Annotated in this window: 9 protein-coding genes and 1 pseudogene; 2 read left to right on the top strand and 8 right to left on the bottom strand. The window is 46.7% G+C overall.

The genetic code is table 11. The annotated features are described in order from the left end of the window. Positions 1-30: 30 nt before the first annotated feature. The 5 genes from CSD97_RS07290 to CSD97_RS07270 all read right to left on the bottom strand — a co-directional run bounded on the left by CSD97_RS07290 (position 31) and on the right by CSD97_RS07270 (position 5,976). Complete coding sequence (locus CSD97_RS07290; protein ID WP_035450106.1) at positions 31-1,269, bottom strand: ABC transporter permease; 1,239 nt, start codon at positions 1,267-1,269, stop codon at positions 31-33. Next, the gene (locus CSD97_RS07285) at positions 1,269-2,447 is read right to left on the bottom strand and encodes an ABC transporter permease (RefSeq protein WP_009037852.1); all 1,179 of its coding nucleotides are present in this window, start codon (positions 2,445-2,447) and stop codon (positions 1,269-1,271) included. The genes CSD97_RS07290 and CSD97_RS07285 overlap by 1 nt, the downstream gene beginning before the upstream one ends. A gap of 27 nt (positions 2,448-2,474) precedes the next feature. Further along, positions 2,475-3,464, bottom strand: coding sequence for an HlyD family secretion protein (locus tag CSD97_RS07280; protein ID WP_035450104.1), 990 nt, complete (start codon positions 3,462-3,464; stop codon positions 2,475-2,477). Positions 3,465-3,509: 45 nt separating this feature from the next. Next, positions 3,510-4,976: a TolC family protein gene (locus CSD97_RS07275; RefSeq protein ID WP_008664221.1), complete on the bottom strand. Its 1,467-nt coding sequence runs from the start codon at positions 4,974-4,976 to the stop codon at positions 3,510-3,512. A 121-nt stretch (positions 4,977-5,097) separates the two neighbouring features. Further along, positions 5,098-5,976 (bottom strand): hypothetical protein, encoded by an 879-nt coding sequence (locus tag CSD97_RS07270; protein ID WP_005829777.1) that lies wholly within the window; start codon positions 5,974-5,976, stop codon positions 5,098-5,100. 230 nt (positions 5,977-6,206) lie between these two features. Here CSD97_RS07270 and mdh point away from each other — a divergent pair, with 230 nt between their 5' ends. Continuing rightward, positions 6,207-7,148, top strand: coding sequence for a malate dehydrogenase (gene mdh / locus CSD97_RS07265; protein WP_005829779.1), 942 nt, complete (start codon positions 6,207-6,209; stop codon positions 7,146-7,148). A gap of 95 nt (positions 7,149-7,243) precedes the next feature. Beyond that, positions 7,244-10,501 carry a S41 family peptidase gene (locus CSD97_RS07260; RefSeq protein WP_098032175.1) on the top strand — a complete coding sequence of 1,086 codons (3,258 nt, stop codon included), beginning with the start codon at positions 7,244-7,246 and terminating at the stop codon, positions 10,499-10,501. 1,524 nt (positions 10,502-12,025) lie between these two features. Here the strand turns inward: CSD97_RS07260 and CSD97_RS19050 are convergent. The 3 genes and pseudogenes from CSD97_RS19050 to CSD97_RS07245 all read right to left on the bottom strand — a co-directional run. After that, positions 12,026-13,135 (bottom strand): annotated as a pseudogene (locus CSD97_RS19050) (glycoside hydrolase family 88 protein); the annotation flags it as partial. 124 nt (positions 13,136-13,259) lie between these two features. Continuing rightward, positions 13,260-14,876 carry a RagB/SusD family nutrient uptake outer membrane protein gene (locus CSD97_RS07250; RefSeq protein ID WP_009037857.1) on the bottom strand — a complete coding sequence of 539 codons (1,617 nt, stop codon included), beginning with the start codon at positions 14,874-14,876 and terminating at the stop codon, positions 13,260-13,262. A 21-nt stretch (positions 14,877-14,897) separates the two neighbouring features. Beyond that, a complete protein-coding gene (locus tag CSD97_RS07245) occupies positions 14,898-18,137 on the bottom strand; it encodes a TonB-dependent receptor (protein WP_098032173.1) in 3,240 nt (1,079 codons plus the stop codon). Between the last annotated feature and the right edge of the window lie 13 nt (positions 18,138-18,150).

The raw sequence follows: 18,150 nt of genomic DNA, 5'->3' as shown, positions 1-18,150 counted from the left end.
CACTTTGTTTCGTAGGCTTGGAACAATGTGTTACGCTTCTATACTCTTATGCTTCTTATACTCTTCAATCACATGTTTCCTGCTCTGCAATATCTGCCAGCGATATACCAGGCACGTGGTGATGAAGTAGAAGCCCGTTTGTATCCATAGTGCTTGGTACTCGAAAGAGACTTCATTGAGTGTGGCTCCCATGCTGTTGATGCGTACGTAGCCGTTGATGCCGAAGGTAGAAGGGAAGATGTACGAGAAGTACTTCCAGAAAGCGGGCATAGCAGCTCCCGGCCATGAAATGCCGGAGAGGAACAGCAGCGGCACGGAGGTGAACACGAACAGCAGCATGCACGTTTCGCGGTTGCGGATGGCAATGGATGCTGTCATGGCAAAGAAAATACAAGCGGCCAGGTAGGGCAGGATGAACAGAGTCAGGACACCGGGTATCGCTATTTGGTTGAGGCTGAAAAGCCATGGAACCACACACAGTATATATACCGATACCAGTGAATATACCATGAAGTAGCTCAGCCCTTTTCCCATCACAATGCGTAGTGTGCCGTTGTAGTGGCGGTTGATAGGCACCAGGTCGCGGAAGCGGTTCTGTTCGCGTGCCGTCCCGGCAGACAAGCCGATGCCGAGTAGCAGCGTTTGCTGGATAATCAATACCAATACTGCCGGAATCAGGAAAGCGGCAAATCCGTTGGTTGGATTATAGAGGGCGACATCCTCATACTCTATCGGGTAGGCGGTAATTTCGTCCTGGCGGTCGGTGGTATTGGCGCTTCGCTCCACTTTGATGTCTGCGTTCATGGCGAGCGACACGTTGGTGTTGGCAGTCAGCAAGGCTTTGTAATACAGCAGTCCGCTCATGTCGCAGAAGATGCTGACCTGCGTCTGCTTACCGCGTACAATGTCGTCGCTGAAGGTGGAGGGAATGTAGATAATACCGTATGCCCTGCGGTCCTTCAACATCAGTTTGGCTTCTTCCATATCAGCGCAGTAGCTCACGAGGCTCACTTCGGGACTGGAGTCCACTTTCCGCAGGTATTCGCGGCTCAACGAGGAGCGTGAGTCATCCACCACGACAGTGGGCACTTCGTGGATAGTTTCGTTGGTATAGATGAAAGCGTATATCAACGGATAGACCAACGGAACGAGCACGAAGAAGATGAGCACGCCCTGGTCGCGGAAGGTGGTGCCGAATTCCCGTTTCCATATATAGAACAAGTCATGAATGCCTTGTATCACTTTCTGTCTGAACGTCAGGTCTTTCATTAGGGCATGTATTTATAGTAAACCAACGCTCCTTTCAGCCTATGGGCTATAAGGAACGGGAGCATCATGAAAATAAGCAGCGCTACGTAGTTGACCCACGAGTAAATCATGGGGTATCCATTCAGTGCCTGGTCCACATAAATCAGGAAATAGTGGCGCAGGGGGAACAGATTTGCCAATGCCTGCAATACGGGGTGCATGCCCATGGCGGGGAATGACAATCCGCACATGGAGAAAGAGAGTACGCCCCATAGGGAAGCGAAACTGAGTCCCAGACGCAGGGTAGGCAGGGTTCCTATCATCAATATTCCCATGCCTTGCGATGCCAGCACCAGGCAAAGGGTGGCAAGCAGCATCGGCAGGATGCCGCTGTTGCAGGGAAAATGGAGGAAACCGTAGAGGTATACATTATATAATATTCCCATCAGGAAGAAGATGGCGGTATGCGGCAGCAGTTTGCCGGCAAGGGAAATCCAGATGGAGTTGTTGCCCATGCGCAGCCATTCGCGGGCGGTGCGGTCTTTTATCTCGACTCCGATGGAATAGACGGTTACCATGAAGATAAGCAGCATCAATACACCCGGTGCAAAGGTGTTGCACAGATATACGGAGTAGTTCAGCCACGGGTTATTGAGTGGATGCGTATCTATGACGATGGGTTGGAGGAAGGCCATCGCTTGTTCCTCGGTAGCTCCTTTGGCATATAGGGTGCTACGTGCTGCGGCACCGGATGCCAATTCGCTCATCATCTTCATGTCCTTGAAGAGGAGTGAACCTGCGATGAGCAGGGTATTGTTTGTATAGAAAGAGAGTTTGGGCTGCCGTCCGGCCTGCGCTTTGGCAGAGGTACCTTCGGGAATGTAGAAGAAACCGTAAATCTCTCCGCGCTGCATGGCGGTACGGGCTTCGTTGATGGTAGGGTAGCGGGCGACGACGGCTGTCTGCTCAAAAGCGTCCAAGTTACGTATCAGCTGGCGTGAAGTGGCACTCATGTCTTGGTCCACCACACCTACGGGCATGTCCGTAGGAAGCCCGGAGTCCATCAGCGTGGTGAAGAATATGTAGCAGAACAACGGTGCTATCACCATACAGAACAGATAGAGCGGGCGGGAAACAAGACGGCGGCATTCGCGTCTTGCTACATTCCACAAAGCCGTATGTTTCTTATTTCTTTCCATCATCCTCTCCAATAACTCATAACTCCTTTACTTCTTCAATACAACACTCATTCCCGGACGCAGTCCTTCCACCTTCTCTTGCGGAGCGGCTTTTACTTCGAATGTTTTCAGGTCGAACTGGCCGGTAGTCTTGGTCGCTTTCCAGGCGGCATATGTGCCGAGGTCTTTCATATAGTACACTTTCAGGCGGATATTCTTATCGAGTGCAGGGATGAACGCCTCGAATTCGGTATTCATACCCAACCCTTGCAGCAAGTCCTCGCGTACATTGAAGGTTACCCACATATCGTCCAGAATGGCGATGTTCATAATGGGAGCACCCGTGCCCACGAGCTCGCCTACTTTGGGGAATATCTCGGATACCTCACCGGCAGTCTGTGCAATCAGGTAAGTTTCCTTGATGTACGATTCAACTTCGGCCACAGCTCCTTTGGCACGTTCCACCAAGGCAGCGGCAGCGGCTTTGTCCTCGCGTTCCGCACCGTTCTTGGCCATATCATACTGGGCTTTGGCGGCTTTCTCCGTAGCCCGGGCTGCATTGCGTTGGGCGGTAACTTCGTCAAGCTTTTGTGTAGACATCACGCCTTGGTCGTGCAGGTTCTTCACACGCGTGTAGGATTTTTCGGCAATTTCCAGTCCGGCCAGTGCCTTTTGCCACATTTCATAGGCAGCTTGTATCTGTTCCCGACGGGCGCCTTTCAGAGCTTTTTCGTTCTGGGCTTGGGCTGCCGATTCGGCGGCGCGTGCTTGTTCCAGTTTGGCCTGCACGTCCGGAGCCTCCAAAATGGCAAGGGTGTCTCCGGCTTGTACGCTTTGTCCCTCTTTTACACGAAATTCCAGAATACGTCCCGGCACTTTGCTCGATACTCGATACTCCGTTACTTCTGCTTGTCCTTGCACAATTTCCGGCCCTTTACGCAACATGAAGAAACCTACAAGGGCAACGATGGCAATCACTCCCGTCAGCGTGAGGAATGCCAACAACATGTTACTGTTTTGTGATTTTGTATCCAACATATTATTTACTATTTGACTGTTTACTATTTACGATTGAAGAAACTATCAATTATCAATTGTCAATTCCCCCGTTGCCTTTCTCAGATAGATTTCCGTCAGTTTTACGTCAATCTGTGCGTCTATCTTTTCCGATTGGGCAGAAAGCCATGCGGTGTGCGCTTCGAGCACATTGCTGGCAGGTATAACGCCTTCCTCAAAGCCAAGTGTGGCGTATCTCAGGTTCTCGTTGGCTTTTTCCAGGTTCTTTTCGGCCATGGTCAGTTTCTTGGCAGCTTCGTTCACTTGGAAAGCCGACTGGTTGACCTGCAGCTCTATCTTTTCTTTGGCGTCATCCAACTGGTATTGGGCGATGCGTGCTTCCGATTTGGCTGCTTTTACTTTATAGATGCCTTCGCCCCAGTGCCAGATGGGTACCGACACCATGACACCCACATTCCACATCCCCTTGAACTTTTTCTCGAAACTGTTGAAGACGGAAGGGTTGGTTGCCATATAGCTGCCCATTAGTGCTATGGAAGGAAGATATTCCGAACGGGTGACATTTACTTTCTGCTTATAAATCTGCGTGGCAAGTTCCAGGCTACGCACTTCGGGACGGGTAGCATAAACATTGTTGATGTCGATGGCACCGTTTTCCGGAGTAGTGGGAGCCAGGTCTTCCTTCTGTTCGTCTGTGAGCATGACGGGAGTGGAAAGGTCGAGACCACACAATTGGCACAGCAGCATCCGGGCAAGGCTCAGGCCATCGGTTACTTTGGTCAGGGTCATTTCGGCCTCATTCACTTTTACTTTGATGGAGAGTCCGTCTGCTTTGGTGGCAACGCCTTCGGCAATCATTTTGTCAACGTCGCTGTCGAGCTTCTGCAGTAGTTTCAGATAACCTTCTGCCAGCTTCTTTTTATGGGCAAGGGACACTACCTGCCAATATGCCTGGTCTGTACTCAGGATTACTTCCTGCATACCGGTGTTGTGCTGCTGGCGGGCCAGCTCTTCGGCGTATTTGGTAATTTTGTTGTAGGCACGTATCTTGCCGCCCATATATAGGGGTTGGGTCAAGGTCAGTGCGCCCGCATACATGTTGCGGGTGTCTGTACGAAAGGCGTCAACCAAGGATTGGCCTGCACCGTCGAGGGCACCTACCAGGCTTTGTCCTAAAGCCGGCAATTGGCCTGCCAGTTCTGGATGAAGCTGTGCGATGACTTGGGCAGCCTGCTGTAACGGTCCGCTGAGACTTGTACCCAATCCGGACAAGGCTCCTTTCTGAGCGTCGCTGAGGATGGACAACTCTTTTTGACTGCGCATATATCCGCCGCTGGCCGAAATGTTGGGAAGGTAATTAGTAAATGCCGCTTTCCTTTGATAGTGGGCAGCGTTGATTTTTTCCTGGCTTATCAGCAGTTCTTTGTTGTTGGAGATTGCCAATGCACGGCAACTATCCAAGCTTAATGCTTCCTGGGCCTTCATGGGGAAGGATAGGTATGCCAAACAGATGAAACAGAAGAACTTTTTCATTGGGCTATACATTAATTAAGGTGATGAATCTGTTGTTTATACAGCAACAATAATTGCATAAACAACGATGCAAATGTATAGGCTTTCAATGATATTGCAAAATAATTTAGATTTTTTTGTATTAATTCAAGCTGAATGATTGCGAACCGATAAGGGTACCGTCAGCAAAAATGTCTACGCGGTAGGTGCCTGCATAGAGGTATTCTTCTACATCCCAATATACGGTGACGGCTTGCTCTTCTCCGTTGTATTCTATATACTTCTTGATGGAATATACCAGTTCCCGGTTCTCGTATGGGAAGGTGTTCGAGGAACTTTTGGTCAGCACGTCATTGTCCGGTTTGGTGATGCGGATGTAGAGGGTACGTTCGCCGGTCTCTGCAGTGATGTTTTTCACGATGGAGAAGTTTATTTTGAACTTCACGATGTCTTTCACCTTCTTGGCAGTCTTGCCGCGTTTGTTTGTGGGCTGCACAGAGATGTTGGTGGCGTCCAGTTGGGCGGCAAGTGTCACGGTCTTGGTAAGGTTCTTCTTCTCTTCGGACAAGTTGCTGATTTGCCGGGAAGCGGCGTTGTACTTCTTGGTGACATCGGCTATGATTTCCTTCTGTTGAGCAGTCAGGCGGTTCAGCGAGTCAATCTGGTTGATATAGCCTATCATGACTTTGCGGAGAGAGGCCAGTTCCTTCTTCAGACGGCGTATCTCGGTGGCATTGCTGCTCTTCACGGTGCGGAGTTCTTCCAATAAACGTTGGGTCTTCAATTGTTCCTGCTCTAAGAGTACGGAGAGGGAGTCGTTGGAGACTGTCAACTTCAGTTCGTCATATTGTCTGGCGAAGTCTGTGTATTGATTTTCAAGGTCTTCTTTATCCAGATTGAATTCCATCACCAGTTCCTTGTTGGTTTGCTTTTCGGAAATCAGCAGAATGGTAACTCCTATTAATAATAAGATAAGGAGGCTGCCTGCCACGATGAGAAGTGTATTCTTCTTAACTGCCATTTTTGATAATGATTAATGGTTAAGTGATTAATGGTTGGTGGCTGATTATTCGTCCTACATTCATTAATCGTCCGCAAAATTAATCATTAATCATTAATCATCGTCCACTAATCATTGGCTAAATGTGTATTTAACTAAAATTATTACGGAAATATTTCTCTAATTACGAAGTTCGCTGTACTTTTGCGTCATCTTTAAAGAACACTTATAAACAAAAAACTTTAGAAATTATGTCAAAAGTAACCGTAGTAGGTGCAGGTAACGTAGGTGCTACATGCGCTAATGTGTTAGCCTTTAATGAAGTGGCTGACGAAGTGGTAATGCTGGACGTGAAAGAAGGCGTTTCAGAAGGTAAGGCAATGGATATGATGCAGACTGCTCAACTGCTGGGCTTCGACACCACTGTTGTAGGTTGTACCAACGATTATGAGAAGACTGCCAACTCCGACGTTGTAGTGATTACTTCCGGTATTCCCCGTAAACCGGGTATGACTCGTGAAGAATTGATCGGTGTTAATGCAGGTATCGTTAAGTCGGTTGCACAGAACATCTTGAAATATTCTCCGAATGCTATCCTTGTGGTTATCTCCAACCCGATGGATACCATGACTTATCTGTCATTGAAGTCTCTGGGCTTGCCGAAGAACCGTATCATCGGTATGGGTGGTGCTTTGGACAGCTCTCGTTTCAAATATTTCTTGTCTCAGGCTTTGGGCTGCAACGCCAACGAAGTGGAAGGCATGGTTATCGGTGGTCACGGTGATACTACCATGATTCCGTTGGCTCGTCTGGCTACTTACAAAGGACAGCCGGTAAGCACACTGCTGAGCGAAGAAAAACTGAACGAAGTGGTAGCTTCTACTATGGTAGGTGGTGCTACACTGACTAAGTTGCTGGGTACTTCTGCATGGTATGCTCCGGGTGCGGCAGGCGCTTATGTCGTTGAGTCTATCATCCACAACCAGAAGAAGATGATTCCTTGTTCAGTATATCTGGAAGGAGAATACGGTGAATCAGACATCTGTATCGGTGTTCCCGTAATCCTTGGCAAGAACGGTATCGAGAAAATCGTTGAACTGGAACTGACTGCTGACGAAAAAGCTAAATTTGCTGCCAGCGCTGCTGCCGTTCACAAGACAAATGCCGCTTTGAAGGAAGTAGGTGCTCTCTAATTGAGGGTAACTTAAAATGATAAGCAAACCTCACGGTCTTTTTCCGAAAGGAAAAGTCGTGAGGTTTTTTTTATTCTCCAAAAACAAGAATCATTATGAAAAAACTACTATTAGGTATTGCTGCCGTTTGCCTGGCTGGTTTTACTTTTGCGCAGGATGCTCCGCTGTGGATGCGTCATAGTGTCATCTCTCCCGATGGGACCACCATTGCTTTTACGTATAAAGGAGACATCTATACGGTGCCGGTTGCCGGTGGACGTGCCATGCAGATAACTACCAATCCCGCATATGATACGGCTCCGGTATGGAGTCCGGACAGTAAGCGGATTGCTTTTGCTTCGGACCGTATGGGAAGCCTGGACGTCTACATTGTGGCCAAAGACGGAGGCGAACCACGACGGCTGACTACCCACTCGGGAAGCGAAACGCCGCTTGCTTTTACAGATGCCGGACATGTCTTGTTCTCTGCGGGCATCATGCCGTCTGCCGAGGCTGTTGTCTTTCCCTCTAACGGGCAGTTCAATCAGGTCTATCGAGTATCAGTGGAGGGAGGGCGCCCGACGATGATTTCGTCCATGCCTATGGAGTGCATCTCCATCAATAAGGAGGGAGCGATGTTGTATCAAGATAAGAAAGGTTACGAGGACTACTGGCGTAAACATCACGTATCGCCCATTGCCCGTGACATCTGGATGTATACTCCGGGAAAAGAACCGCAGTACCGCCAGCTGACCACTTTCGGAGGAGAAGACCGTGAACCGGTTTGGGCTCCTGATGGAAAAACATTCTACTATCTGAGTGAGGAAAACGGCTCTTTCAATATCTACCGACGTACTCCCGGAGATGCGAAGGCCGTGCAGTTGACGCACTATACCAAAAATCCGGTACGCTATCTCAGTGCCGCTACGGACGGAAGGTTGTGCTATGGATTTGATGGTGAGATTTACACCCTGCTTCCCGGTGGAGAAGCGCAAAAGGTGAACATCAGCATTGTTTCCGACAGAAACGACAAGGATATTATCCGCCAGATTAAGAGTAGCGGTGCCACGGAAATGGCAGTGTCTCCGGATGGTAAGGAAGTGGCTTTCGTTTTGCGCGGCGATGTCTACGTCACTTCAGTGGAATATAAGACTACGAAGCAGATAACGAATACTCCTTGTCAGGAACGTACCGTAGACTTTGCCCCCGATGGGCGGACACTGGTTTATGCTTCCGAACGTGGCGGGCTTTGGCAACTTTACACTTCGACGATTGTGCGTAAGGATGAAAAGCTGTTTACCTATGCCACAGAGCTGAAGGAAGAACGCTTGACAAACTCGGATGCCGCTTCTTTCCAACCCCAATACAGCCCTGACGGTAAAGAGATTGCCTTTCTCGAAAACCGCAGCACCATCCGTGTCATCAATTTGAAGACAAAGGATGTGCGTACCGTTATGGATGGCAAGTATCAATACTCTTATTCGGACGGTGACCAGTGGTTTCAGTGGAGTCCGGACAGCAAATGGATTCTTTCGGACTATATCGGTGTAGGTGGATGGAACAACAAAGATGTTGTGCTGCTGAATGCCGATGGCAAGGGTGAAATGGTGAACCTGACCGAGAGCGGATACAACGATGGCAATGCCAAATGGGTATTGGGTGGAAAAGCCATGATTTGGACCAGTGACCGTGCGGGGTATCGCAGCCACGGCAGTTGGGGAGCCGAAGACGATACTTATATCATGTTCTTTGATGCTGAAGCATACGACCGTTTTTTGATGAATAAGGAAGAAACCGCTTTACTCGAGGAAGCGGAGAAGGCAGAGAAGGAAAAAGCCGGGAAGAAAGACGAAAAGGATGCCAAGAAGAAAAAAGGGGATGCCGACAAAGATAAGGAGAAAAAGGTAGAGCCGTTAAAGTTCGACCTCGCAAACCGCTTTGACCGTATTGTACGCCTGACCGTCAACTCCTCGCATATGGCAGATGCCATGCTTTCTGCTAAAGGGGATAAACTCTATTATCTTTCTGTTTTCGAGGATGGGTACGATCTTTGGGAACACAATCTGAAAGAGAATGTTACAAAAGTTCTTTTGAAGAAAGTAGGTGCAGGCGCTTTGCAGCCTGACAAGGAAGGGAAGAATATCTTCCTTTGTGCCCGCGACGGAATGAAGAAGATAGAGATTGAAGGCAGCAAGATTTCTCCAATTGAATTTGAGGCTTTCTTCGATTACCGCCCTTATGGTGAGCGTGAATATATCTTCGACCACATCTGGCAGCAGGTAAATGATAAGTTCTATGTGGCAGACTTGCAAGGTACGGACTGGAATGGATACAAAGAAACTTATAAGCGCTTCTTGCCGTATATCAACAATAACTACGATTTTGCGGAAATGCTGAGTGAGATGCTGGGTGAATTGAACGGTTCTCATACGGGAGCGCGTTATTATGCTTCGGGCGCAGCACTTCCTACGGCTGCTTTGGGAGTGTTCTATGATGAAGCTTATGCGGGCGATGGATTGAAGATTAAAGAAATTATAGCTCAGAGTCCATTAACGAAGAAAAAGACGGATGTCAAGCCGGGCTGTATTATCGAGAAAGTGGATGGTGTTGCCATTAAGGCTGGCGCTGATTATTTCCCGTTACTCGAAGGTAAGGCAGGCCGCAAGGTGATTCTCTCGGTCTATGATCCTGTTACCGGAAAGCGGTTTGAAGAAACCTTGAAGCCCATATCTTACGGTGCCCAGAATGAGCTGTTGTATAAGCGCTGGGTGGAAAACTGCCGCAAGAAGGTGGATGAATATTCCGGTGGACGCATTGCTTATATTCACATCAAAGGTATGGATAGTCCGAGCTTCCGTAAGATTTACTCCGATTTGTTGAGCGAAAGCAGTCGTAAGAAAGAGGCTGTTGTGGTGGATACCCGCCATAACGGAGGCGGGTGGCTGCACGAACAAGTAGCGACGTTACTTAGCGGCAAGGAGTATGAACGCTTTGTGCCGCGTGGCCAGTACATCGGCAGCGATCCTTTTGACAGATGGCTGAAACCTTCGTGTATGCTGGTTTGCGAGGATAATTACAGCAATGCCCACGGTACTCCTTTTGTGTACAAGACGTTGGGTATCGGTAAGCTGATAGGTGCTCCCGTGGCAGGAACCATGACGGCTGTCTGGTGGGAAAGCCAGATCGATCCAAGTATTGTATTCGGTATTCCGCAGGTAGGCTGCATGGATATGCAGGGCAACTATCTGGAGAACCGCACGTTGCAGCCTGATATCCTGGTCTATAATGAACCGGAAGCTGTTTTGAAGGGAGAAGATGCACAGCTGAAAGCGGCGGTGGACCACTTGCTGAAGGGGTTGCCGCAAAAGAAATAGATGGATTGGACTTTATAAACAAGAGGCTGAATTCAAGATTGAATTCAGCCTCTTGTTTATAAAGTCGATGGGGTGTCTTATTTATTTTACAGTTACTTCTGACAGTTTTAACCAACCAGAATTAGTGAAGGTTCCCTTGGCAGAGATATCCAGCCCCTTAACATTGCTTCCATTGCCTTTGGTTGTATCGACTAAAGCTACTGCCCAGGTATAGGTTCCTTTTTTTACCCCGTGAAGTTTGGGAGTGAACTCATAGGAAGTGGGATAGCCTTTTATCCAGACGGATAAATCAGTATTGTTGTCCAGATAAGAGTAGACTACTTGATTGTCTTGGTTCAATAATGCGAAAGCTACTTTATACTTTTGGTTCCATTGTGGTATATTGGTTGGGCAATATCCCCAGCCTAAGTTGTTCCAGCGATGTACTATCTTTATTCTTGAACCACTCTTCATTTCTTTGGGAACTACAATGGAATCGGGATATAAACGATAACCTCCTTCGGAGATGAAACGCTCAACCAAAGGATAGGCATCACGGAACCAACTCATGGTTTCGTCTCCTACACGGAAATCCATCATGTTGACATGAGCTTCCTGACCGTCTTCAAATTCTCCGATACGCACATCTTTGGCTGTTTTGTAACCGCTCGGGTCATTGTGATAAGGGTGCTTGCTCACAATCCATCCACCTTCCAGTAGAACCGGGCGTTTCATAATCCAAGGTTTCACATAGTTTCGCTCCCACTGGCCGTAATACTCTCTCATTCCGAAAGCATCATGACGTAAGGAAAAGCCTTTCTCGCAAGCGCTGTCCAACAAGCGTTTACTATCGGGATCAAAATTCTCCTCACCTGCCCAGTCTTTGCCTGCACCCATCCAACGATGGTAGTTGATAACTAAAGGTACTTTGGTGAAGTGTTTGACGTAGAGGTCTGTAATCCAATTGAACACAGCTTCCCGGTTCTTGGGGTCAATGTACTTCATAGTGTGTGCCTCACCCCATTTGCCAAGACCGTAGCCGTCTATAAATTCCACCAGGTCAGGGTCATTGTATTTTTGGGCAAATGCTTCTATGAACTTTGCATATTTCTCCTGGAAGATAGGGTCATCAGGATAGGGAGAGCGTTTTCCATTGTCTGTATAGTATTTGGCTCCTGCATCGAATACATAGGCCGGAGTGGCTTCATTTTTTCGGTCGCGGCTGTCGACAACTACACGGAAAGAGAGACGCATACCTCTGTCGAGTGCCCCTTGAATTACTTTTTTCAACTTTTCGTTGGTATCCCAGCCGTAGACTCCTTCGGCGGGATTGAAGGTACTCCAATGCGTACGGATATAGAGTGTGCGTGCATAATCGGAGATTTTCACGGTTGTTCCTTTTTCCGGTACATAGATATGGTCGTATTTCTTCCAGAAGTCATCGCTGACATTCTCATTTGCATAAACAACCCAACCACTTAAAGGGTTTCCCTGCATGGTTTTTCTGTCTGGCCAGATTTTTATATAATCAGCTTCCGTATCTACAGCCATCTTGTATATCTGGCATCCTGCTGCAAGAAACGCACCGACACCGTAAACTTCTGTCATGTCACGCGTCACTTTACGGGGGTCGGCACCGATAGGCTGTACCCAGCCAAGTTTACCGCTTGCATCTACAGCATCGGTCAGTGCCTTCCAGCCTTTTATAATGACTGGCATGAAATCGTCTTCATTCAAGAGTCCCGCATTTACGCCATAGGCCAACGCATATACAAAGAAACCGGTGGAACTGGTTTCGGGAGAAGGATAAGAAGCCGGATCCAGAAGGCTGGCATGCCAATAACCGTCTTCGTTCTGCAATCCGGCGATACGTGTGCATAACCGGATAAACAGTTCTTCGTAATAAGCGCGTTCCATCAAGCCTTTGGGCAACTCCTGCAATACTTCTGCCAGACCGGCCAGTACCCAGGCATTTCCACGTCCCCAGAACACCTTTTTGCCATTGGCTTCTTTTTTACCGAAATAATGCCAATCGCGGTAGAAAAGGTTCTCTTCCTTATCGAATAGGTATTCGTAGGTAGCCCGGTATTCATTGTCCATGAATTGGAGGTATTTCCGGTTGTTGGTTTCACGGTATAGCTTGGCATAAACCGGGGGGGCCATAAACAAGGCATCACACCAGGTCCAGCGTTCTAGGGTTTTGTTGTCACCATACTCCAGTTTGAATGTACCGTTGGATGGATGGTTGACAATCCATTCCGTACGTGCCAGGGTAGGAGTCAGTATTTCCTCTTTTTTATATTTACGGTATAAGTCAATGAATGATTGGGAAACGGTTATATCGTCTGCATGGTACAACCGCTGATGGGGTTGCCAGCAGTTTCGTCTTCCTATTTTATAGAGCCATTGATAGTAGGTGCCGTCATTGTACTCCTCTTCTGCCAGTTTAGCCCAATCTACCATACCTACATAAAGTGCTCCATTGGTCCAATCCAGGTCGTGGTGTTCGTGGGCAGTGTTAGGATTGGAAATTTGCCAGTCTGCCACTTGCTTCATTTTCTCTTTTACTTCCTTTTTGCTGAATGGCACTTGTGCCATGATTGCCATACTGATAAACAGAAAGGCTGCTGCTGTTAATTGTCTGTGTATCTTCATGATTGTTTATTGATAAAATTAAGGGAATTGCCTTTGTTCTCAATGGACGCGGACAATTCCCTTTATGAGAATCTTGAAAACTATCTTTTTACCTTTATTCGTGTTTTATTTTGTCTTTGTGCTGTTAATATCCTTCGTTTTGCGGGAATTCTGCACCCGTATTTGAATCGATTATGCTCTGAGGAATCGGCCATAATGTGTGGTAATCACGCATAACGGGCCCCGATTCTGTATTGTATTTGCGGGTACGCTCCAATAATTTGCCGGTACGGCATAAGGTAAAGCGGCGTGATTCTTCACCTACCAACTCGCGGATACGTTCGTCCAGCAAGAAGTCCATGGTCATTTCACTGTCCGTAATTTCAGGAGCATGTGCGCGACGGCGTACAACATTGATTGCTTCGCGGGCACCTGAAATATCGTTCAACCCCAACCTTGCTTCGCAGAGTAAAAGATAAGTCTCGGACAAACGGAACTTCATGCGGTCACGGTAGGAACCGGTCAAAGAAAGGTTTTCGGAACGGCCATAGAAGAATTTTGTCAGAGCCGGATAAAGACGGAAGGTGGTAAACCATGTTTCGTCTGTAATCGTGGCTTTTTTACCATAAAGGTCGGGCATGTTCTCGTTGTTGTAATACCAGTTACGTTTGATGTTGTATTCGGAATTACGAATGTCTTCTTCATCAAAGAAACCGGTATCTTCTCCAATCCACCATTTCATTGGTACCAATTGCGACAAGCCGCGGCCACCCAGTGAGTCTGCCAAAACAAAACCGGTAATTTCGAAGTATTTGGGTTCCCAGGCACGGCGTGTCCAGTCATCGGAATTTGTACCGCCACCAGTAGTGTTATATTCAAACTGCATGACCCAAATGCTTTCCATATTGCCGGATGTGCGATTTTGATTGTTTTCAACGAATAGGTCGGAGAACACATCGCCGTTTGCTTTTGCCTTTTCACCGAAGCGGTCTTCCATCAAGTGGAAATATCCGCTGTTGATGACATTCTCTGCAGCAGTCTCAGCCTTTGCATAATCACCCTGCATCAAGTAAACTTCACTTAGTAAGTGTTCTGCCGCCCATTTGGTCAGCTTGCCGACTTTTACGGCATCAGGGTCAGTAGGCAGGTTCTCGACAGCAAACTGAAGGTCTTCTACCATGTGGGCAATAACCTCTTCCTTCGGTGTACGGGTAAAATCGATTCTGAACTGATCTTGAATCTTGTCTACATAAGGAACGTCTCCATACAGATAAACCAATGTACGGTATGCATAGGCGCGGAAAAAACGTGATTCTGCCTGATAGAGCGCCTTGTCTGTGCTATTATCCCAGTTCGTGTTTATTTCCGAGTATTTCAACATCTCATTGGCTCCTGCAATCAGACTATAAGCCCAGTTCCAGTAGGAGCCTACAATACCGGTATTTGGAGTTAATGTCAAGAAACCGAACGGTTGGATAGAACCGTCTTTGGTACCCATGGTAGCAAGGTCAGTGGCAATCTGCAATGCTTCGTAAGGGCAAGCGGCATTGTGCATGAAGGCACCGTTTTCACCCCAAGTGTTGTATTCAGAGCGTGCTTCGGCATAAAGTCCGGTAGAACCTACTTCGAAACCATAGGAACTTGTATATGTGTTGTCCGGAGCCAGTTCACTTTTCAGTTTCTCATCCAGAAAGTCAGAGCAACCGGTAGCAGACAGAGCTACTAACAGAGCTAGAGTTGCTTTTGATATATAATTTTTCATTGTATATATATTTAAGTAAGTTTAGAATGATAAGTTCAGTCCAAGTACGTAGGAACGTGCAGTCGGGTAAGAGGCAAACCAACTGTTGTCATAGTTCAATACGCTGCGTATGTCACAGAATGTATAAGGATTCTCCACACTGATATTGACTCCCAAACCGCTCAGTCCCAATTTCTTTACAAAATTCTTTTCAAAATTGTATCCTAAAGTGATATTCTTTATTTGGACGTATGTAAAGTCTTTGTAATAGCTGTGTCCGTCGAAGTTGTTATATGCTGGAGAAGCATATTTGGAATTGGTGTGTTCCGGTGTCCAGTAATCGGCATTATGCAGATAGTTGTATAAGTTGTAACTCCAACTTCCGATATTGGCTTCGTTCAGCTCACGTGTAACTTTGAAGGTTCCATTCAGTAGGAATGACAAGTAAAAGTTCTTGTAAGTCAATGTATTGCTCATAGACATGAGGAAGCTTGGATTCTTTGAACCGATGATAACTTTGTCATTGGAGTCAATATAACCGTTTCCGTCTGCATCTTTCACTTTGGCAGAACCTGGTTTGGCACCTTTTTGGATCTCTTTTTCTGTACCGTCTGCTGCGGTATAGGTGAATTTGTCACCTTCCTGCCAGATGCCGTCGACGTCATAGTCGTAGTAAACTCGCAAGGGTTTGCCGATGAACCATTTATTGGTGATATCATCTTTTTTGTCACCACGTAGGTCTACAATCTTGTCACGGTTCAGTGAAAAGATGATTCCGGTGCTCCATTCGAAGTCCTTATTACGTATGTTGACGGTGTTCAAGGTAAATTCAACACCTTTATTGCGTGTTTTACCCACATTATCCCAAATGGTTTTATAGCCGTTCATGATAGGAACAGTACGCTTCATCAGCAAGTCTTTTGTGTTGGCGACATACATTTCAATGTTACCGTTGATACGGCCGTTGAAGAATGAATAGTCGATACCGACGTTGAATGTTTGGGTTGTTTCCCACTTTAGATTCGGATTTCCGACACCGTCGTTGGCCAGATAAGCACCGTTGACACCTGCTCCACCGTCACCCCAGATATAGTTTGTGAGGTGCAGACGGTCCAATGTCTGATAGGGGTTGATGGCTTGGTTACCGTTAGAACCATAAGATACGCGGAGCTTCAATTGGTCCAGCCAGTTTTGTGCATTTTCCATAAAACTTTCGGAAGCAATGTTCCATGCAGCAGCCACTGACGGGAAGAATGCATACTTGTTGTTTGCACCGAAGGCAGAATAACCGTCGGAACGTCCGGTCAAAGTCAGCATGTATTTCCCTGCATATGAATAGTTCAAGCGAAGCATATAAGACAACATCGAGGTTTCTGATAAACCGGATCCTACAGTCTTATTTTTCTCACCTGCATTGATGTTATGATAACTGGAATCATCGTTTACAAAACTTTCGGCACTTGACTTGGAAGTCTTTTTCTGAGTTTGTTGTACACTGAACAAACCTGTAGCGTCGAAACGGTGCTTGCCAAATTCACGATTATATTTGAGCAGATTTTCCCAAGTGTAATCCCAGTAGTGTTCATTGTTGATGCTGGCTTTTCCGCTGGCTGTTCTACCGTCTTTGGTGTCACGGCCATAGTATGTGCCGGTAAAGTCGCTACGATAGTTGTAACCAAAGGTTGTACGGGCTGAAAGACCTTTTACCGGCAACAGAATGTCAGCATAGGTGTTGATGAAGAAGTTACGTCTTGTTTGATCTTGATCGGCATTGACATTGGCCATCGGGTTAATAATCAGAGATTGGTCCATAGGTTCTTCATAATACTTGCCGTTTTCATCTTTGTAGATACCATAAGGACTTTGCTTTACAGCATGTTCAATATTCGGGGTTATACCACCGCCATCTCTTTGAATAAATTGGGTCTGTATACCGATAGTCAGCCATTTATTTAATACTTGTGTGACACTCAAATTGATATTGTAACGTTTCATGGCGGAGTTGTAGACTACACCTTCTTGATCCAGATAGGAAACTGCCCCCATATAAGTGGTGCTTTCAGTACCTCCGGAAATGCCTACTTGATGTTCCATGGTAAATGCATTGCGGAAAATATAGTCCTGCCAGTCGTTTGTAACGCCTTTCTTGTAATTTATAAGTTCGCTGGCACTCAGAATATTCTCAGGAGCCAATTGGTCACCGCTCCATCCATCTTTCAGGCGTGCAATGTCTTGTTTAAATGTGATGTATTCGTCTGGAGTCATCACATCAATGGTCTGTTGGGGTTGCGACATTCTGAACTGCCCTTTGTATGTAACTTGGGGTGCACCTTTCTTGCCTTTCTTTGATTGAATCAAGATGACACCATTGGAACCGCGTGAGCCGTAGATAGCTGCTGCGGAAGCATCTTTCAAGACACTAAGGCTTTCGATGATGTTTGGGTCAATATCACTCAAAGAACCGTTGTAAGGAATACCGTCCAATACGATGAGCGGTGCATTGTCAGCACTTAATGAGTTTTCACCACGTACACGGAGGGTTTGGTCTGCACCCGGTTTCGCATCACCAGTAGTTACGCTTAAGCCCGGGATTTGTCCTGCAAGACGGTCCATCAAGTTACTGCTATTTATCATGTTCAGCTTCTTCTGGTCTACTGATACCAGACCTCCGGTCAGGTCGGACTTACGCTGTGTACCATAGCCGATTACCACGACTTCTGCCAGTGTTTTACTGTCTTCCACTAACTTTACGGTACTGTTTCTACCAGCTTTTACAGTCTGTGTTACATAACCGATATAGGAGATTTTGAGATTACTCCCTGCCGGTGCGTTGATTGTGTATTTTCCGTCAAGATCTGTAATGACACCAGTACTGGTTCCTTCCACCATGACATTTGCTCCGATAATCGGTTCACCACTTTCGTCAATTACTGTACCAGAGATGTTCTGTGGTTGTCCGGATATTGCCTTGTTATTCTTTCCGGTATATAAAATAATGTGTGTTGCGTCGATTTCAAATTTAACATTGGTCCCTTTCAATAAGGCTGCTATTGTCTTATTAATAGTTTCATTCTTAACATTCAAGCTGACTTTCTGTTTGATGTCTATTTGCTGCGATTCATAGAAGAAAGTGTATCCACTTTGCTTTTCCACTTTTGGCATAGCCTCTGATAATGGGATATTTGTGAACTTCAGTGTGATCAGTTTCTCTTTCTTTTGTGCAGAAACCGGGGCACATAGAAGTACCAGTATAAGAATGATGAGTTGTTTTCTTATATCCATAATTGTCTTAAAT

The sequence above is a fragment of the Bacteroides sp. AR29 genome (assembly GCF_900217715.1).
Classification (GTDB): domain Bacteria; phylum Bacteroidota; class Bacteroidia; order Bacteroidales; family Bacteroidaceae; genus Bacteroides; species Bacteroides uniformis.
The sequence above is the reverse complement of the archived record's forward strand: the minus strand, read 5'-3'. Positions and strand labels throughout refer to the sequence as shown.